Source organism: Aliiglaciecola sp. 2_MG-2023 (genome assembly GCF_030548145.1).
GTDB lineage: Bacteria > Pseudomonadota > Gammaproteobacteria > Enterobacterales > Alteromonadaceae > Aliiglaciecola > Aliiglaciecola lipolytica_A.
Window position 1 is genome coordinate 156,256 of sequence record NZ_JAUORY010000005.1, and the last position, 20,868, is coordinate 177,123.

Below are 20,868 nucleotides of genomic sequence, written 5' to 3' on the forward strand. Positions count from 1 at the left end.
GTAGATTGAATGGAAAACCAACAAAAATTTTCAAACAGCAAAGAAGTCATTACTTTTTTGGCACAAACTTTCCCAAAATGTTTTTCCTTAGAAGGTGAAGCGAAACCTTTAAAAATAGGTATTTTTCAAGAGCTTTCCGAGCGTTTGAAAGACGATGAAAGGGTTAGTAAAACATTATTACGCGCATCACTTAGACATTACACAAATAGCTGGCGTTATTTGCACAGTGTCAAAGAGGGGAGCTTTCGAATTGACTTAGATGGCAATCAAGGCGATGCAATTGAAAAAGAGCATGCTGATCATGCGATAAAACAATTAGCTGAAAGTAAGGCCAAGGTAGCGGAAAAACGCAAACTAAATAATCCGTCTAAGACTGCCGCTGATAAGAAAAATCACAAAGAAAAGCGTGAAAAATCAAATCAAACGCAATTTAAGGGAACTAAAGTTCCAAAAAATAAACCAATAAAGCAACCACCACCGGAAAAATTGACTGAATCAAATTTAGTGGTAGGGACCGAAGTTACCGTTAAGGTTGGAAAGAGTCCACTTCCTGCGACCATTACCGATATTTCAAAAGATGAAGTTCACGTCCAACTGCAAACAGGTATGATAGTGAAAGTGCAAGCAGATAATTTGCGCCTAGCTCGACCAAAGAGGTAGTAATATGAATAAATTTGTACGCGTTTCTGTATGTAGCGCATTGTTTTGTTTGAGTGCTGGTGCAATCGCGGTTAATTCTTCGAGTGAAGCGATCAATATTCCTAGTCTAGAGCAGGAATCTCAGCACTCAGCTTCAGCTAAACGAATAAGCTCCCACTTGTTACGCTCGCATTATAAGCCAATTAAAATTGATGATAGCTTGTCAGCGAAAACCTTTGATCGATACATCAGAACATTAGACTTCAATCGTAATTTCTTTTTGAAGTCGGATATTGAAGAGATGGAAAAGTATCGTTTAAATTTCGATGAAGCTATCGCCCAAGGCAATTTAAATGACGCGTACAAAGTATATTCGATAAATTTAAACCGCCGCTTAGAGCGTTTTAAATATGCGATTACGCTACTTGATAAGCCTTTCGACTTTGAGAAAAAGGGCGATTCATTAGAGTTCGATCGTGAAGACGCGCCTTGGGCTGCATCTACCGCAGAATTGAATGAGTTATGGCGTCAAAGAGTTAAATATGATGCTTTAAACTTAAAATTAGCAGGTAAAACAGCTGAAGAGATTAAAGATCTTTTAACCAAACGTTATGAACGTGCAATTAAACGTTTATCACAAACTAAAAGCGAAGATGTATTCCAAACTGTAATGCATTCTTTTGCTCGTAGTGTCGATGCACATACAAGTTATTTATCTCCGCAAAGTACAGATCGTTTTGATATGGAAATGAATCTATCTTTTGAAGGGATAGGTGCCGTGCTGCAAAGCGAAGACGATTACACTGTTATTCGCAGTGTTGTTCCTGGTGGTCCAGCTGAATTATCCAAAAAAATAAAGCCAGAAGATAAAATTGTCGGTGTAGCCCAAGACGAAGATGATTTTGTTGACATTATTGGCTGGCGTTTAGATGAAGTCGTGGAATTAATCAAAGGTCCAAAAGGAAGTGTGGTTAAGCTGCAAGTGTTAAAAGGTGCTTCTGAGTCTAATGTGCCAGAAGTGGTTAGTTTGACCCGTGATAAAATTAAGCTAGAAGATAGAGCTGCTAAATCAGAGGTTTATGTACCAGAAACAGGTAATCACGCTGGTGAAAAACTTGGCGTCATTACCATACCTTCGTTCTACAACAATCTGCATACCGACGTTAAGAAAGAGTTGGCAGATTTAAAAGAAAAAGGGGTACGAGGAATTGTTGTCGATTTACGCGGTAATGGTGGCGGTTCGTTAACTGAGGCAACCTTACTTTCTGGATTGTTTTTTGATCAAGGTCCAGTAGTTCAGATACATGATGCTTCAGGGCGCACAAGAACTGAGAAAGATACCGATGGGATTACCTATTATGAAGGTCCTTTAACCGTACTTGTCGATCGCTACAGTGCATCGGCTTCAGAAATATTTGCTGCAGCTATGCAAGATTACGGTCGTGCAGTCGTACTAGGCGAACAGACCTTTGGTAAAGGAACGGTGCAACGTCATCGTCCACTTGGTCGTATTTACGATTTGTACAGCAATCCATTGGGGAGTATTCAATACACAATTGCGAAGTTTTATCGGATAAACGGTGGCAGTACTCAAAACATGGGTGTTGTTCCAGATATCAAATTTCCGTCAGCAATTAATCCTGAAGATTGGGGCGAAAGCCAAGAAGAAAATGCGCTTCCTTGGGATAGTATTGAGCGGGTGAATTATTCCACCTTCGGTGACACTTCTAATGTACTCACGGTGATGGAACAGAATCATTTGAAGCGTATTCAAAATGATCCTGAATTTGCTTATATATTTGAAGACATTCAACGATATCAAAAAGAAAAAGATAAAAAGACGATTTCTTTGGTTGAATCTGAACGGATAAAAGAAAAAGACGAACAAGAAGCTATGCGTCTTAAAAGAGCGAATGAACGCTTGGTCAGAGCAGGCAAAGAAAAAGTTGAAAAACTTGATGATTTACCAGAAGACATGGATGAAATTGATCCATTCCTAGATGAAGCAGCTAATATCACATTCGATTTAGTATCATCTGGGATGTACGCTTCTCATTCAGCAAAAAAGTAATTTTTAGTTACTATTAAAGGGCTATTTTTAATAGCCCTTTTTTTATAACATCAATAAATTATTTTTCGATACGAAAAAATATTAGACCTTGCAAGCTGAACTTAAATTTATGCAAATCGTCACTCACGACATTTAATGCTATTTTTAAGTAGGATAATCAATTGCAAAATATGGGTATTTTGAGGTCATAGCGGTATAGTATAGTATTCCCAAAATGGCTAAAAAAGTTAGCTAAACACAATAATAATAAAAGGGTACGGAATGAACGCACGTGGAGAGTTTTCTTCTCGACTTGGATTTATACTCGCTGCAGCTGGTTCAGCTGTTGGATTAGGTAATATTTGGGGGTTTCCTACCCAAGTAGCCAGTAATGGGGGAGCCGCTTTTGTATTGGTTTATATAGTCTTAGCTTTCCTTTTGGCTTATCCGGTTTTAATGGCTGAATTAATCATCGGTCGTGCTACCAGAGCTAATATGGTAGATGCCCTTGGGCAAATATCTGGTAGTAAACTAGGTCGAGCTACTGGCGTCTGGGGGTTTATAACGGTTTCATTAATTCTGGCATTCTACGCCATTGTGGCCGGTTGGATGTTGGCTTTTTTCCTAGAAACAGTCACCCATTTCTTCGCTCTAGATACGTTATCAAATTGGTTGACGAGCCAATCCATTTTCCGAAATTTAGTCTTTTCTGGTGCATTTCTTATTCTCACCGCTGCTATTGTAACCGGAGGTGTTAGCAAAGGAATTGAACGTTGGTCAGTGAGACTTATGCCAACGCTAATGATTATTATTGTATTACTCATTGGTTACGTTTCATTGCAAGATGGTGCGATTGAGGGCTGGAAGGCTTATTTAGTTCCTGATTTCAGCCGAATTATGGATCCAGGGTTACTTATTAATGCGATGGGACAGGCGTTTTTCTCTATGTCTCTTGGTGTTGGTACTATGCTAGTTTACGGTTCATATGTGAGTAAAAATGAACGTTTACCGTCACTTGGCGCCTCAGTTGCGTTAGTCGACATTGGCGTGGCAGTACTTGCTGGGATGCTAATTATCCCTTCTATGTATGTCGCCTTGCATAACGGTGTACAAATATTTTCTAAAAACGGTGCGTTAATTGAAGGTGATAGCCTCATCTTTACCGTGTTGCCTGCACTATTTGATACTATGGGATCAGTGGGCATTTTTGTGGCTTTCGCATTTTTTGCATTGATGGTAATTGCCGCCTTAACCTCATCCATTTCAATGCTTGAAGTGCCCGTCGCCTATGTCGTGGAGAGTAAAGGCGTTAAGCGCACCAAAGCGGTTTGGTTGTTAGCGATATGCGTTTTTGTCGCAAGTTCGATTATCATCTTTAATTTCTCAAGTTTGTTTGGTCTGGTGATCAGCTTAACAACTAAATATAGCCAACCTCTATTAGGTCTCGCTTTATGTATATTTGCAGGTTGGGTATGGCGTCGGGATCATATATTAACTGAGCTTCGCAAAGGGGATGAAGAGGTCGAACATTCGTTATTTTGGAAAATTTGGCCTTGGTATGTGAAATTTATATGTCCTGTGGTCATTTTCATCATGTTTTATCGTTCAGTGACAGGATAAGGAAATCAATCCAATGGACAACAATAATAATAAAAAAGTCATAAAAGAAGCGACAATTCTCGATGCATTAATACCGATCGTAATCTTAATTTGTTTGTTATTTTCGTCGGTTTATTGGTACGGCAGTGATTCTTCTTTCGGTCCCAATCAAATCGCTTTGATATTCGCGATGTTCATTGCTTCCATGATAGGGATTAAAAATGGCTATACCTGGAAGGAAATAGAAAAGGGTATTGTCAGTGGAATTTCATTATCCCTTGGTGCGATCTTAATCTTATTGGCCGTGGGTGCTTTAATTGGTTCATGGATGTTATCTGGTACAGTTCCAACCTTAATCTACTATGGATTAGAACTACTCAACCCATCACTGTTCTATGCAGCAACATGTTTAATTTGTTCTGTTGTAGCCATGAGTATTGGCAGTAGTTGGACAACTGCCGCTACTGTTGGTGTTGCCTTGATGGGAGTCGCCAATGGCATGGGGATGTCGGAAGCTGTTACTGCTGGTGCTGTGGTATCTGGCGCTTATTTTGGCGATAAAATTTCTCCTTTGTCGGAAACCACTAACTTAGCGCCAGCAATTGCCGGGACAAATTTATTTGAACACATTCAATATATGCTGTGGACAGTTGTTCCAAGCATAATAATCACTTTAATAATATTTACGGTTTTAGGCTTTAACTCAAGTCAAGAGGCATCAGCACAAGGTATTGTGGATATGCAAAATCTGCTGGAGTCTGAATTTAACTTGGGATTACATTTACTTATCCCGTTAGCCGTGCTGCTTGTTTTAGCACTGAAAAAAGTGCCAGCTTTCCCTGCGGTATCTATTGGCGCCATTTTAGGGGGGATTTGGGCTGCTGCCTTTCAACCGGAAGTCGTTCAAAGCTTTGCTACAGATGAACGCGAAGGAATCGTTGCCAGTATCACTGTTGTTTGGACAGCGCTTTATGCAGGGGTTAATTTTAGTACCGATAGTGATGTGTTGAATGACTTGTTAAGTCGTGGCGGAATGTCTAGCATGCTCAATACTATATGGCTAATTATGTGCGCACTTACCTTTGGTGCCGTACTGGAGAAAGTCGGGCTATTAAAACGAATTGTCAGCGCTATCTTAAAAGGTGCTACATCGGCTGGTGACATGATCTCCAGAACTATATTGACCTGCTTTGCTACTAACGTGATTACGGCGGATCAGTATATGGCTATAGTGATGCCTGGGCGCATGTATAAGAATGAGTATGAAAAGCGTGGTTTGCATCAATTAAACCTATCTCGTAGTTTAGAAGATGGCGGAACCTTAACCTCGCCTCTAATACCTTGGAATACGTGTGGTGCCTACATGGGCGGTGTTTTAGGGGTCGGTGCGCTAGATTACGCTATTTATGCCTTTTTTAATCTGATTAATCCTATTTTAGCTATCGTGTATGCCTATTTAGGGATTAAAATTCTCAGAGTACCAATTCCTGCATACGCAGAGCCGGTTGCCAGTAAAAGTTAGCTTTTGCTGAGCGCAATTCGGTATTTTTATATTTTCAATTAGGTCAAAGTATGTCCGACAATAGTGTTATCAAAGCAAAACGCCGTTTAGATTATCAAGCTCCCCATTTTTTCATTAGCACGGTAGATTTATCGGTAAAACTTGAAGAGCCAAAAACTCAAGTTAAGAGTCAGTTGCGTATTAAGCGTAACGGTGAACATCAACATCCACTTGTTTTGGATGGTGAAGAGTTAGAACTGATCGATGTTAAATTAAATGGTAAAAGCGTTGAAAAGTATCAGCAAACATCAACGTCGTTAATAATTGAAAATGTCCCTGAAGACTTCTATTTAGAAATATTTACAGAACTTAATCCGGCTGCGAATAGTTCGTTAGAAGGGTTGTACAAAACTGCTAACGCCTATTGCACTCAGTGTGAAGCTGAAGGTTTCCGCAAAATAACCTATTTTATCGATAGACCTGACGTTTTGGCTGAATATACAGTTACTATCTATGCTGATCAGAAGAATTATCCATTCTTATTATCTAACGGTAATAAAGTTGACAGCGGTAAGCTTGAAGATGGCCGTCATTGGGTTAAATGGCATGACCCATTCAAGAAACCTTGCTATTTATTTGCTTTGGTTGCTGGAGACTTTGACCTCCTCGAGGATCACTATAAAACGGCTTCTGGTAGAAAAATTTTATTACAGCTTTTTGTTGATAAAGGTAAATCGAGTCGTGGTCATCATGCATTGGCTTCCCTTAAGAAAGCGATGGCATGGGATGAACAAGTTTTTGATTTAGAATACGATCTTGATATCTATATGATCGTTGCCGTGGACTTTTTCAACATGGGAGCGATGGAAAATAAAGGCTTAAATGTATTCAATAGTAAATATGTTTTAGCCGATAGTGCCTCGGCAACAGATGAAGATTTTTTCAATATTGAGTCTGTGATAGCCCACGAATACTTCCATAATTGGACAGGTAATCGTGTGACCTGTAGAGATTGGTTCCAACTCAGTTTAAAAGAAGGGTTAACGGTTTTTCGCGATCAACAGTTTAGTGCAGATATGAGTTCTCCAGTGGTGAATCGGATAAAAAATGTCAAAGTGATGAGAGAACATCAATTTGCCGAAGATGCCAGCGCCATGTCTCATCCTATTCGACCTGACGAAGTTATTGAAATGAATAATTTCTATACTGTCACTGTCTACGACAAAGGTGCTGAAGTAATCCGCATGATGCACACTTTGTTGGGTCAGGAAGGGTTTAAAAATGGCATTGACTTGTATTTTAAACGACATGATGGACAAGCTGTTACTTGCGATGATTTTGTGAGCGCAATGCAAGACGCTAATCAAGTTGATTTGTCACAATTCAAACGTTGGTACGGACAGTCAGGCACGCCTATTGTGAATGTTACTGAGAGTTTTGATGCTGAAAAAGGAGAGTATGCTCTTGAGTTCAAACAAATCAATAATCCAACCGCCGATCAAAAAGACAAACAAGATTTACACATACCTATCCGTTTAGAATTGATTACTAAAGGCGGGGAAACAACGGTTGAACTGTTCAATCTTAAACTCAATCAACAGTCACTAGTTAAGTCTGGGTTTGAACAAAAACCGACAGTTGCATTATTAGCTGATTTCTCCGCCCCAGTTAAACTCGAATTTAACTATTCAGTCGACGCTTTATTGCAAATCGCCTTATCTAGCCAAGATGGGTTTTCTCGTTGGGATGCTGCTCAAACCCTTTTTAGTGAATATTTACACGGCAAAACGCCAGCAAGTTCTAAATTGAGTGTTAATTATAAGGCCATTGATAAACTCGTCGATGGATTGCTGAAGGACATAAAAGCATCCTCTGACTTAGCGTTGATCGCTGAAATGTTAACCCTACCGAGTATCGAAACGTTAGCCCAGCAAGTCCCACGTTATTATGTGGTGGAGTTAAATCAGGCTAGAAAAGAACTGGAAATTTATATCGCCAAAACGTTTTCAGAGTATTTTGCAACTGTTTATCAAACGACCCAACAATCTGGTTATGACTATGAATCTGAACAAGTTAATAAGCGTAAGTTACGCAATTTGTGTTTATATTATTTAGCCAAAACTGAGCAAGGTAATAGCCTAGTAACTAAACAGTTTGAATCATCAGACAATATGACTGACACACTAGGCGCACTTAAAGCCGCTCAATCTGCAGTGCTTCCTTGTTTTGAAATTCTAATGGGTAAATTTGAACAAAAATGGTCTGATGACCCCTTAGTTCTGGATAAGTGGTTTGCGTTGCACGCAAGTTGTGAGGTTCCAGATATTTTAGCGCGTCTAGATTTATTATTGAGTCACAAACAGTTTAATCATGATAATCCAAACCGAGTTCGATCAGTTATCGGTACTTTTGCGTTCTACAACGCTACTGGTTTTCACGCGATTGACGGTTCAGGCTATAAATATATAACCGATTATTTACTTAAGTTAGATGCAAGAAATCCGCAGGTAGCCGCTAGAATTGTTACGCCTTTAACCCAATGGCGTAAAATGGATGATATACGGGCTGATTTAATGAAGTACCAATTAACGCGATTAATGGCGCTTCCCAATTTAAGTAAAGACGTATTTGAAAAAGTGAGCAAAAGCCTTAGCTATCAATGACACTATGCGAACATATTATTTTAATTTAAAAGCTTCTTACGAAATGTGTGAGAAGCTTTATCTATCATCTAATAATGCCGTTATTCTTTATTCTGAGAACGGCGAGAGTGTTCAACTTCCCACCTTTAATTTACGACCATTTGTAACCCGACTCGGGTTAAATGGGCGTTTTCGTCTTATAATTACTCCTGAAAATAAAGTCTTTTCATTTGAAAAAGTGAGCTAATTTACCCTTGTTAACGATTGATTGATTTTCAACCTATTGAAAATGGTAGATTTTTACAAATTGTTAACTGGTACGATTTCTTCTTGCTATCAGGTCGAAATGATGTAATGATTTTGTGAATAATTTGCTACTAAATAAACGTCGTCTGTATTTTCTGACGACTAGGGAGAACTAAAATATGAAGTGTGGACCTTTGAAGTTTAAAAAGTCACCGCTTGCACTTAGCATAGCCGCCGTTTCTGTTATGACTTCCGCAAATCTTTACGCCGCGTCATGGGAGAGTGGAGATTGGTCAGTAAACTTTGACTCAAACTTTTCGCTAGGAACGAGCATTCGAGTTGAAGAGCGGGACTTTTCTTTGATTGGTAACAGCAATCACCCTAATTTTGATTGGACAGGTTATAATGCGGCTACCAATGTTATTTATCCATCATCTGATGTGTGGGCAAGCGCTGATGGCTCTTATTCAACAAATGGTGACTTAGGAAATTTAAATTTTGATAAAGGTGAAGCCTTTTCGACGGTTTTCAAAGGCACCCATGAATTAGATATCCGTTATGACAATATGGGATTTTTTGCTCGCGGACTCTATTTTTACGATTTTGCTTTAAACGACAGCTCTAGAGATTGGGCGAATCCGATTACCGGTCAAACCCAAGATCCATGTGCTGCATCTCAAGCATCAGAAGAATTATGTTCAGATGTAAGATTGTTAGACGCATTTTTCTATGCGGACTTCGATATTGGTGACGTACCTGTCACCTTGCGTATTGGTAACCAGGTAGTTAGTTGGGGGGAAAGTACTTTCATCCAACACGGTATAAACACCACTAACCCTGTGGATGTGACTCGTGCACAAGCTCCAGGTGCAGAGCTAAAAGAAGTTTTCATTCCTGTCGGCATGGTTTTCGCCTCCTTCGGTTTAACCGAAAACTTAAGTATGTCGATGTATTATCAGTATGAGTGGGAGCGCAGTAGATTACCGCAAGCAGGTAGTTACTTTGCGACTAATGATTTTGCAGGTGAGGGCGGGCAGGCTCAAAATATTCAATTGGGCTTCAGCGGTAACCCAGATATTAATTTAGATTTCTTATTAGAGAGCCTAAATGGATTACGTTCGGCATTATTGGCCGGTGCTGATTCGACTCAAATTGCAGCTGCTTATTTGGCTTATCCTACTAAAGTAGCGGTAAGAGGATATAGTGACGCAGCTCATACCGACGCCGATGACCAAGGTCAATACGGTTTTAAAATGTCTTACTATTCTGCTGATTTAAATGATACGGAATTCAGTATTTATCATATAAATTACCATAGTCAGCGTCCGCTAATTTCCGGTACAACATCCGATTTTACTGCCGAAGGTATTGCACAAGATATTGCTTACTTAGCCGCTAATGAAATCACACGTGACAACATTACCTCGTTAGACGCCTTCACAGAAAGCCAATTTATGTATCCTGAAGATATTAAGTTGTATGGTTTCAGTTTTAACACCAACGTTGGTGAAACTGCTGTTGCTGGTGAAATCGCTTATCGTGTTGATGAACCATTACAAATTGATGATGTAGAACTACTTTACACCGCGATGCCTGAGCAGTTGGCAAATGCAGGTATACGCCCAGATTTTGCGGGTATCTCGCAGATGGGTAATATCGGTCGCTCGGTTGGTCCTGGCGAAACAGCAGAAGGTTTTGTGTTATCTGATACTATTCAGATGCAATTAACTACAACCCATGTATTTGGGCCAGCCTTTGGAACCGATAATTTAATATTACTTGGTGAAGTAGGCTATGTGAGCATTGAAGATATGCCTGATCCAAGCATTATACGATTAAATGGACCTGGCACATCAAGAACACCTTCGTTAGAGCCTTTACGGGATGAAAGTGGTAATATTATTTCCACCCGAGAAGGTCTACACATTGGATTGTCAAATGGTCCTGAAACAAATCCATTTCCAACGGATTATGCTTGGGGATATCGGATCTTAGCGGTAGCGGACTTCAATAACGTGTTTTCCGGAGTAAACCTCAGAACACGGGCGACATTCTCTCATGACGTAGAGGGTACAACACCTGATCCATTGTTCCTGTTCACCGAAGATGTGAAATCAGCTAATTTAACTTTCGAGTTTGATTATTTGAGTAAATTCTCAGCTGCGGTAGGGTACAGCAGTTTCTGGGGTGGAATCGGTAATTCGAACGCACTTTCAGATCGCGACTTTGTTTCAGTCAACTTTAAATACTCGATTTAAGAGAAAAACGAAATGATTAAGAATTTAGTAGTAACAACCTCTGCTTTGGCATTGGCACTAAGTGTTTCGTTTGCTCATGCGAAAGTATCTCAAGAGCAAGCAGCGAAACTTGGCACTGAACTCACGCCACTTGGCGGAGAAAAAGCGGGTAATGCTGATGGCAGCATTCCAGCTTGGGATGGTGGAATTACAACACCTCCTGCAGGTTATACACCGGGAGACTTTCATCCTGACCCTTTTCCAGGAGATAAGGTTTTATTTACCATTACAGGTAAAAATTACAAAGAATATGCTGACTTTTTGAGTGCTGGGCAAATCAAACTTTTTGAAACTTACCCAGAAACATACGAAATGCCCGTATATCAAACTCGTCGTACTGCCTCTAACCCTCAATATGTTTACGATGCTGCTAAAGCGAACGCATCACGGGCGGAGCTAGTGCAAGGCGGAAACGGAATAAAGAATGCCGCTATTGGTGTACCTTTTCCAATTCCACAAACGGGTGTAGAAGCAATTTGGAACCATATTTTACGTTTTCGTGGCGAAGGCATTGAACGAAATGGTGGGCAAGCAGCACCGACAGCTTCTGGTGATTACACGGTAATAGGATTCGATGAAATACTATTAGTTGAATATGCAAAACGTGATGCAACACCTGAAGCACTGTTAGAAAACAACATGTTAATGAAGTTCAAACAGTCGATTACTTCACCAGCTCGTTTAGCCGGAACAGCATTGTTAGTGCATGAAACCATGGATCAGGTGCGTGAGCCACGTCAAGCTTGGACGTACAATACAGGGCAACGTCGTGTTAGACGGGCACCTAATATTGCTTATGATGCGCCAGGAACTGCGTCAGATGGATTGCGTACAACCGACGATTTCGATATGTTTAACGGTGCACCTGACCGCTATAACTGGGAATTAAAAGGTAAAAAAGAAATGTACGTCGCGTATAATAGCTATGCGCTGCATAGTGATAAAGTGAAGTACGAAGAAATTTTAACACCTGGACATATCAATCCTGATTTAACTCGTTATGAAAAACACCGTGTATGGGTTGTTGAAGCTACTTTAAAAGAAGGTTTCCGTCACGTATATTCTAAACGAGTATTTTTCATTGACGAAGATAGTTGGCAAGTACAAGTCGTGGATATGTATGACAACCGTGGCGATTTGTACAAGGTAGCAGTTGCTCATGGATTAAATTACTACGATGTTCCCACACATTGGTCTACGCTAGATGTATATCATGATCTTAATTCAAGACGTTATTTGGCATTAGGACTTGATAATGAAGATAAAGTCTACGATTTCTCTGTTAGACCTAGTGAGAAAGAGTTTACCGCCCAAGCCCTTAGGCGAGAAGGGATACGCTAACTAGCAAAAAAAAACGGTTGGCTCTGCCAGCCGTTTTTGTAACTGAAGATGAAAAGAAGAAAATGAATCGAAGTAAAATTTTAACAATTTTGTTTGTGAGTTCTTTAAGTGCATTCTCAGCGTCTTCTGAAGAGTCTTATATGGCTCCTTTAGCAAAAGAATCGCTATTATTAGATGTCACTAAAACCGCGCAACGCATTGTCGCTGTTGGCGAGCGTGGCCATGTTCTGATTTCAGAGGATGGTGAAAAATGGCAACAGCAAGCAATTCCAACCTTATCTACTCTTACCGCGGTGACTGCCATTGAGAATAAATTATGGGCAGTGGGACATGATGCGGTCATTTTACATCAGTCGGAAAAAGGCCAACCTTGGGAAATTCAAATGTTTGCCCCGGAGTTGGAGAAACCACTTTTAGATGTAACATTTTTAGATGTTAAAGAAGGTTTAGCCATTGGTGCATACGGCACTTTCATGCGCACCGTTGATGGCGGAGTTACTTGGAAAAAAGAAGTTCACCAGGGTTTCCTCCATCCAGATGATATTGACTATTTAGAAGAAATTCGCTTAGAAGATGAAGAGTTTTATCAATCTGAATTGGTCTCTATTTTACCTCACCTAAATAAAATATTAGTGGTTGATGATGTCATTTATATTGCTGGGGAGTCTGGGTTATTGGCTAAAAGCGAAGACAAAGGACACACTTGGCAGCGTATGGACGTAAACTATTATGGTTCGTTCTTCGATATACAGCAGTTGAATAATGGCGATATTGTTGCAGTTGGTTTGCGTGGCAACATTTTCAGAATGACTGCTAATGATGGAAACTGGATGACCATCCACTCAGGGATAACTTCCTCATTAAATGTGATTATGCCTATTTCTCAATCCCAGTTTGTGGCGATGGGTAATAGCGGTAACGTTGTGTGTGTTGATGATACAAATGTTTCAAATGCACATTTTGATGATGGCAAAGCGATAAATGCTGCTGTTTCTTTTCAAAACCATATTCTTTTGGCCACAGCTGAAGGAATTAAAAGTGTTTTGTATAACGAAGGCGAGTCAGTTTGCGAAGGAATTAGTAAAGACCTATGACTAAATTGATAGATTTTTGTGTAAACACAATTTTTCGAAATCGGATTATTGTAATAATACTGTTTGCGTTAACCACTGCGTTTTTAGGTTACCAATCTTCGCAACTTAAATTAGACGCAGGCTTCACTAAAAATATACCGTTGAATCATGAATACATGGTCAACTATATGAAGCATGCTAAAGATTTTGGCGGTGCTAACAGTATATTGGTATCAGTATGTGATAAAGATAGTGATATTTTTAACACCGAATTCTTCGATACGCTGAAAAACGTACATGACCAGTTGTTTTTCATTAACGGCGTTGAACGTTCTTTAGTTAAATCATTATTTTCGTCCTCCACTCGTTTTACTGAAATTGTTGAAGGTGGGTTTTCTGGTGGTCCAGTGATCCCTGCAGACTTTGATTCAACAAACCCAGACGCGTTAGCCTTAGTTTCTCAAAACATCGATAAGGCCGGCATAGTTGGGCAATTGGTCTCAGATGATTTCAAATGTGCCATGGTTTCTGCGCAGTTACTTAATATTGACCCAGCAACGGGCGAAAAATTAGATACCCTAGTACTGGCTGATCAATTAGAAGAGCAATTACGGGGTAAATTCGAAAACGAAAATACCACTATTCATATAATTGGTTTTGCCAAAATGATTGGCGATGTTGCCAATGGTGCCAAAGACGTACTGTTGTTTTTTGCCATTGCATTAGCAATTACTGCCGTAATGGTTTATTTCTTTTCCAAATCAATCATGCTCACCATATTGCCTTTACTGTGTTCAGTGATAGCCGTTGTCTGGCAATTAGGTTTGCTAACCATTCTAGGGTTTGGCTTAGATCCTATGTCGATTTTAGTACCATTCTTAGTCTTTGCCATAGGCGTAAGCCACGGTGTGCAAATGATTAATGCAGTAGGCAAACGTGTTGTTGAAGGCGGAACTGCGCTATTTGCAGCTGAAAGTGCGTTTAGAACTTTACTGATTCCTGGTGGTATTGCGTTGCTATCTGATACCGTCGGTTTTATGACCCTGTTAGTGATCGATATTGGTATCATCAGAGAGTTAGCAATAACCGCTAGTTTGGGTGTTGCAGTCATTATATTGACCAACCTGATCCTATTGCCGGTGCTGATGTCTTATGTGAAATTTAGTGATTCATATAAAAACAAATTTAAGAACAAAGAAAATCGTTCCGATAAATTTTGGAATACGATTGCTCATTGTTCGACTCCTAAAGTGGCATATTTAATCTTAATTGTGACCGCCGTTTTGTTTGTATTTGGTTGGCTTCAATCGTCAAAAATGAAAATTGGTGACTTGCATGCAGGTGCGCCTGCGCTGCACGAAAGTAGTCGCTACAATCAAGATACATTTTTGATAACCGATAAGTACGCCATCAGTGTCGATTACATCTCCATTTTAGTAGAAACAACGCCTGAGGCATGTACTTCCTATGAAGTAATGAATGCGATTGATGAATTGCAGTGGAAAATGGGCAACATTGAAGGAGTACAATCAACTGTTAGCCTCCCATCGGTGGCGAAATTAGTCAACGCAGGTTACAACGAAGGTAATCCTAAATGGCGTGTTATTCCGCGTAATCAGCAAACCTTGGTGCAGGCAATTGCACAAATCCCAACGTCTTCTGGTTTGCTCAATACTAATTGTTCAGTTATGCCGATCATCTTGTTTATGGAAGATCACAAAGCAGAAACCATTAAACGCGTGGTTGATGCGGTTAAAGTCTTCAGACAGGATTACGAAACAGATGAGCTTAAATTTAGTTTGGCATCTGGCCCTGTTGGCGTAATGGCGGCTAAAAACGAAGCTGTCGATGATGCTCAGAATCCAATGATGATGTATGTGTTTGGTGCAGTGATTATTTTATGTCTACTGAGCTTCCGTTCTTTACGGGCTACAATGTCAGTGGTTATTCCTCTGTATGTTGTTTCAGTATTAGCCCAGGCATTGATGACATTTTTAGAAATTGGACTTACTGTGTCTACATTACCGGTCATTGCTTTAGGTGTAGGTATTGGTGTGGATTACGGTATTTACATATTATCGACCATGAACATTAAGCTCAAATCAGGCATGCCGGTTAGACAGGCTTATTTTGAAGCATTGAAAGAAAGAGGTAGTGCCGTTCTCTTTACTGGTATTACGCTTGCGGTAGGTGTGAGTACTTGGGTATTCTCTTCTCTCAAGTTCCAAATGGATATGGGTATACTATTAACCTTCATGTTTGTCGTAAATATGTTGGGTGCTATCGTAGTTTTACCGGCTTTAGCCGCTGTTTTCTGGCGAAAACAAAAATAATTTTTGCATAATTATTTGCTTAAACTTCAATGAAAGGGCCATTCGGCCCTTTTTTAATTAGATTCCTTGCATATTTATATTTATTGTAAATTTATAGTTAATTTAATCCTTTTAAAGGCTTCAATTTTTAGCGAAAATAGAGCAACTAAATTGTCAAAAACTGTATATATCTCAGCATTTTGACTAATCTAAAAAGAACCTATTTATTGTGTTAAGAAAAATTAGCACTTTTATCATTACAAGGTAATAAAATGACGGTTGCCAATAGCCAACATTCAGTACTGCTAGAAAACGTATTTAAACTGATTAATAAAAAAATCGATAAATCCAATGCCGAATTAGTGGAGCAATTTTCTCGTTTACTATTTAAGAATATTTCGATAGACGACTTAGAAAATCGCAATGACAGCGATTTATATGGTGCGACATTAAGTCTGTGGAATGAGTTTGTTAAATATGACGGTCAACAGCCAAAAATTCGTGTGTTTAATCCAGAAATATCTAAACACGGTTGGCAATCCTCTCACACTATCGTTGAGATCATTGTTAGGGACATGCCGTTTTTAGTTGATTCTGTCAGGATGACTCTAAATCGCCTGAATATAACCTCACATTTATTGTTACATAGTCCTATTAGTCTAAAGCGAAATGATAAAGGTGAAGTAGATACATTTTTATCTAGCAAAAGCCGAGTTAAGCAAAAAATACGTGAAACTGTTTTTTTAATTGAAGTTGATAGGCAAGTCACTAGAGAAGCGCTGAATAAACTAACCAGTGAACTACTGTCTGTGGTCGGTGAAGTATCATTAGCGGTTTCAGATTGGGAGTCAATGCGCGACAAATTAAACAGCATAATTGATGAATTTCCTTCATCAAATTGCCCCGTCAGCAAAGACGAACAAACTCAGGCCATGGAGTTTTTAACTTGGTTAAATGATCATAACTTTACGTTAATGGGCTATCGCTACTATGACGTAAACGCTATCGAAGGTGATCATCGTTGGACGCCTAAAAACGAAACCAGTCTCGGTTTGATGAAAAATTCAATAAGCGACCGCGATAGAATTTTATCTAATATGCCACAATCGGCGCAAAAAGAAGCATTAAGTAAAAACCCGCTTATTTTAACTAAAACCAACAGCAGGGCGCGAGTAAGTCGTCCCGCGTATATGGACTATGTAGGTATTAAATGTTTCGACAAGGCCGGTAATGTAATTGGCGAACACCGCTTCTTAGGATTGTATGCAGCTTCATTCTACAATAGCAGCGCTACACAGTTGCCTGTTTTACAACGCAAAATTGAACGCATTTGTGGACATTCCGGTTTTGATAAAAACTCACACGCGTACAAAGCATTCGTCAATATTATCGAAACTTATCCTCGTGACGAGTTGCTACAAGGTGATGATGAAGAGTTAGGCAAGATAATATTGGGCATTTTTCAAATGCAGGAACGTGGAATATCTAAATTATTCGTACGTAAAGATGCATTTGGTCGTTTTATTAGTTGTATGGTTTATGTTCCGCGGGAACGCTACAACACGCAGTTACGTAAAGAGACCCAAGAATTATTACAAAAGTCTTTTAATAGTACAGAACAAGTAGAGTTTACTACTTATTTTTCTGAGTCTGTTTATGCGCGTACTCACTACATTGCACGAGTGAAAGATAACAATGCGGAATTTAATGTGAAGGAAATTGAAAAGAATATTATCGAGCTAACCAAAAGTTGGAATGACAGGTTGGCAGCTTCTATTAGCGCAACCTATGGTGAAGCAGCTGGTAAAGCCATAGAACAAATGTACGGTAATGCATTTTCTCGCAGTTATACAGAACAAAACTTACCAAGCGTTGCATTAGTCGATATCAGTAAGCTTGAACAACTTACCGAATCTCATACCCTGGATATGTTGTTTTATCGACCTCAAGAAGAAGGTCACGACTCTAAAGCGGTTAAACTAAAACTGTTTCACCGTAAGGAACCCATTCATTTGTCTGCTGTATTGCCAATGCTTGAACACTTTGGTTTGCGGGTAATTGATGAAAGTCCCTATAAAATAAAATGCCAAAATGGCGATGTGCATTGGATTATGGACTTTTCAATGCTGCACAGTAATAGTCAAAACTTAGACATGGAAGCAGCGCAAGCATTGTTTCAAGATGCGTTTGCCAAAGTATGGCACAACACCTTAGAAGACGACCCATTTAATAGGTTGGTTTTAGGTGCCGGTTTAACCGGACGGAACGTCACTATATTGCGGGCCTACGCAAAATATATGCGTCAAACCGGAAGTTCGTTTAGTTTGACTTACATGGCAAACACACTGGCTAATTACCCAAGTATTGCAAAAAAACTAATTGAATTATTTGCCAATAGATTCAATCCAAATAAAAAACGCAGTGAAAAGAAAAACGACAGTATTTTAAGTGATATTAAAGAGCGCCTAGACCAAGTATCTAATCTAGATGATGATCGAATTATTCGCCGTTATTTAGACATGATTTTGGCCACTTTGCGAACCAACTTCTATCAACCTGATGAAGATGGCAACGAAAAACCTTATATGTCATTTAAGTTGCTGCCTGAATTAATTCCAGACATGCCTCTTCCTTTGCCAAAATATGAAATATTTGTGTATTCCCCTCGAATTGAAGGTGTGCATTTACGCGGTGGCAAAGTAGCACGAGGCGGTTTGCGCTGGTCTGACAGAAGAGAAGACTTTAGAACCGAAGTACTTGGATTGGTTAAAGCCCAACAAGTTAAGAATACGGTAATAGTACCCGTGGGCGCTAAAGGTGGATTTGTTTGTAAAAACTTACCCATGGATCAAGGTAGAGACGCGATTCAAAAAGAAGGGCAGGCTTGCTATCGCATATTTATCCGCAGCCTATTAGATATCACTGACAACATTATTGATGGTGAAGTCGTACCGCCTAAAAATGTGGTTAGACTTGATGAAGATGACCCTTATTTGGTTGTGGCGGCAGATAAAGGAACGGCGACCTTCTCTGACATTGCGAACAGCATTTCCGATGAATACAATTTTTGGCTTGGTGACGCCTTTGCTTCAGGTGGCAGTATCGGTTACGACCACAAGAAGATGGGTATTACCGCTAGAGGTGCATGGGAATCAGTAAAACGTCACTTCCGTGAAATTGATATTGATTGTCAAACCACTGATTTTACCTGTGTTGCCATCGGCGATATGGCAGGTGACGTGTTTGGTAACGGAATGTTGTTATCAAAACACACACGTTTAATCTGTGCGTTTAACCACTTACACATATTCTTTGATCCTGATCCAAACACCGCAAACAGTTATGCAGAACGAAAACGTTTGTTTGAAAATCCATCTCTGACCTGGGATGACTACGATAAATCGCTAATCTCTAAAGGCGGCGGTATCTTTAGTCGCGCCTCGAAGTCGATCAAATTAACCAATGAAATGAAAAAATGGTTAGGTACGACTCAGGCAGCTATGACTCCTAATGAACTTATTCACAATGCATTAAAAATGCAGGTTGATTTGATTTGGAACGGCGGGATTGGAACATACGTCAAAGGTAGCAAAGAAACCCACAGTGAAGTTGGGGACCGCGCCAATGATGATACTCGCGTAAATGGTAAAGATGTCCGCGCCAAAATTATTGGTGAAGGGGGTAACTTAGGGTTAACCCAAATGGGCCGAATCGAATATGCATCTCAAGGCGGTAGGGTAAATACCGACTTTATCGATAACGTAGGTGGGGTTGATTGTTCAGATAACGAAGTGAACATAAAAATCTTACTGAATGCTTTGGTTCGCGCCGGTGATTTAACCAGTAAACAACGCAATGAGTTACTTTACTCTATGACCGATGATGTTGCCGAGTTAGTGATACAAGATTGCTATCGTCAAACTCAATCAATATCCATTACTGAATATGGCGGTCCTACGCTACTTAAAGAGCAACTGCGATTCATACATGGTTTAGAACGAGAAGGGGCGTTAAATCGAGAACTCGAATTTATTCCATCTGACGATGAATTATCGGATAGACAAGCTTTGGGTAAAGGCTTAACACGACCAGAACTATCGGTATTGATAGCTTACGGCAAAATGGTTTTAAAACAGAAGTTAAATATCGAACAGATCACTAACAATCCTTTCCATGAGCAATTACTGGTTAGTGCCTTCCCGCAGAAACTGCAAGACAGGTTTGTACCGCAGATGGAATTCCATCCGCTGCGAGCTGAGATTATCGCCACTAAATTAACCAACAATATGGTTAATGATATGGGGCTTAATTTTGTGTTTAGGATGCAAGAAGAAACCGGTGCTGCAGTGGAAGAAGTGGCGACGGCATACTCGGTTGTTAAAGCTGTATTTGGTATCGATGCATTGTGGCAAGAAATAGAAAGTTTAGACAACAAGGTTTCAGCAAAAACCCAATTGGGAATGCTCGATCTAATGCGTAGAACAATGCGCAGAGCATCACGTTGGTTCTTGCGCCACGGTGAAAAAAATCTGTCTATCACCGAGTCAGTTAACTTGTACGTTTCTACTTTTAGCGCGTTAAGTGAAAACTTAGAAAACTACTTAGTTGATACAGAATATAGCCAATTGGAAAAATCCACTTCAGATTATGTAGCGCAAGGTGTTCCTAAAAATATTGCCTACAAAGTCGCTAGTTTGAGCAATATGTTCTGCAGTTTAGATTTGGCCCAAATGACCCAATCAGAAAACCGAAAATTGGATGTGGCAGCAAGCTTATACTTCAATTTAGGTTCAAAATTGCAGTTACATTGGTTCCTTGATCAAATTAACAACCAAACAGTAAGCAACCATTGGCAAGCACTCGCCAGAGCCTCTTATCGTGAAGAGTTAGATTGGCAGCAACGATCGCTTACTACTGTATTGTTATCAGGTGCACCAGATAACAATGATCCTGAAGAAATTTTGAATAAATGGATGGAGAACAATACCATATTGTTGGAACGCTGGTATCATATGATGTCAGAATTCAAAACCAGTAATTCTCATGAATTTGCTAAATTCTCTGTGGCACTAAGAGAATTGATGTTGCTTAGCATAAACGCGAGCAGTTAATGGGGTATTGGTAAACTAATATCCAGTTGTTTTTAATAATAAAGCCCTGCTAATCAG

11 protein-coding genes are annotated in these 20,868 nt (G+C 39.7%); all 11 read left to right on the forward strand.

Annotated features, from left to right (window positions below; translation table 11 throughout):
• The first annotated feature begins 9 nt into the window (after positions 1 to 9).
• The 11 genes from proQ (at position 10) to Q4567_RS07315 (ending at position 20,811) form a co-directional block, all read left to right on the forward strand.
• Positions 10 to 660: an RNA chaperone ProQ gene (gene proQ / locus Q4567_RS07265; protein WP_216046582.1), complete on the forward strand. Its 651-nt coding sequence runs from the start codon at positions 10 to 12 to the stop codon at positions 658 to 660.
• Positions 661 to 664: 4 nt separating this feature from the next.
• Positions 665 to 2,710 carry a carboxy terminal-processing peptidase gene (gene prc / locus Q4567_RS07270; RefSeq protein WP_216046583.1) on the forward strand — a complete coding sequence of 682 codons (2,046 nt, stop codon included), beginning with the start codon at positions 665 to 667 and terminating at the stop codon, positions 2,708 to 2,710.
• 261 nt (positions 2,711 to 2,971) lie between these two features.
• On the forward strand, positions 2,972 to 4,309 hold the full coding sequence (locus Q4567_RS07275; RefSeq protein WP_303499917.1) for a sodium-dependent transporter: 1,338 nt from the start codon (positions 2,972 to 2,974) through the stop codon (positions 4,307 to 4,309).
• Positions 4,310 to 4,322: 13 nt separating this feature from the next.
• Complete coding sequence (nhaC, locus tag Q4567_RS07280; protein ID WP_216046585.1) at positions 4,323 to 5,810, forward strand: Na+/H+ antiporter NhaC; 1,488 nt, start codon at positions 4,323 to 4,325, stop codon at positions 5,808 to 5,810.
• A gap of 50 nt (positions 5,811 to 5,860) precedes the next feature.
• Positions 5,861 to 8,452, forward strand: coding sequence for an aminopeptidase N (pepN, locus tag Q4567_RS07285; RefSeq protein WP_216046586.1), 2,592 nt, complete (start codon positions 5,861 to 5,863; stop codon positions 8,450 to 8,452).
• Between the two features lie 4 nt (positions 8,453 to 8,456).
• Positions 8,457 to 8,678 (forward strand): DUF2835 family protein, encoded by a 222-nt coding sequence (locus Q4567_RS07290; protein WP_216046587.1) that lies wholly within the window; start codon positions 8,457 to 8,459, stop codon positions 8,676 to 8,678.
• A 178-nt stretch (positions 8,679 to 8,856) separates the two neighbouring features.
• Entirely contained in the window at positions 8,857 to 10,935 is a 2,079-nt protein-coding gene (locus tag Q4567_RS07295) for a DUF1302 domain-containing protein (protein WP_216046588.1), read from the forward strand.
• A gap of 12 nt (positions 10,936 to 10,947) precedes the next feature.
• A complete protein-coding gene (locus tag Q4567_RS07300; RefSeq protein WP_216046589.1) occupies positions 10,948 to 12,315 on the forward strand; it encodes a DUF1329 domain-containing protein in 1,368 nt (455 codons plus the stop codon).
• A 62-nt stretch (positions 12,316 to 12,377) separates the two neighbouring features.
• Positions 12,378 to 13,409, forward strand: coding sequence for a YCF48-related protein (locus Q4567_RS07305; RefSeq protein WP_216046590.1), 1,032 nt, complete (start codon positions 12,378 to 12,380; stop codon positions 13,407 to 13,409).
• Complete coding sequence (locus tag Q4567_RS07310) at positions 13,406 to 15,721, forward strand: RND family transporter (protein ID WP_216046591.1); 2,316 nt, start codon at positions 13,406 to 13,408, stop codon at positions 15,719 to 15,721. The genes Q4567_RS07305 and Q4567_RS07310 overlap by 4 nt, the downstream gene beginning before the upstream one ends.
• A gap of 251 nt (positions 15,722 to 15,972) precedes the next feature.
• Positions 15,973 to 20,811 carry an NAD-glutamate dehydrogenase gene (locus Q4567_RS07315; protein ID WP_216046592.1) on the forward strand — a complete coding sequence of 1,613 codons (4,839 nt, stop codon included), beginning with the start codon at positions 15,973 to 15,975 and terminating at the stop codon, positions 20,809 to 20,811.
• Positions 20,812 to 20,868 lie beyond the last annotated feature (57 nt).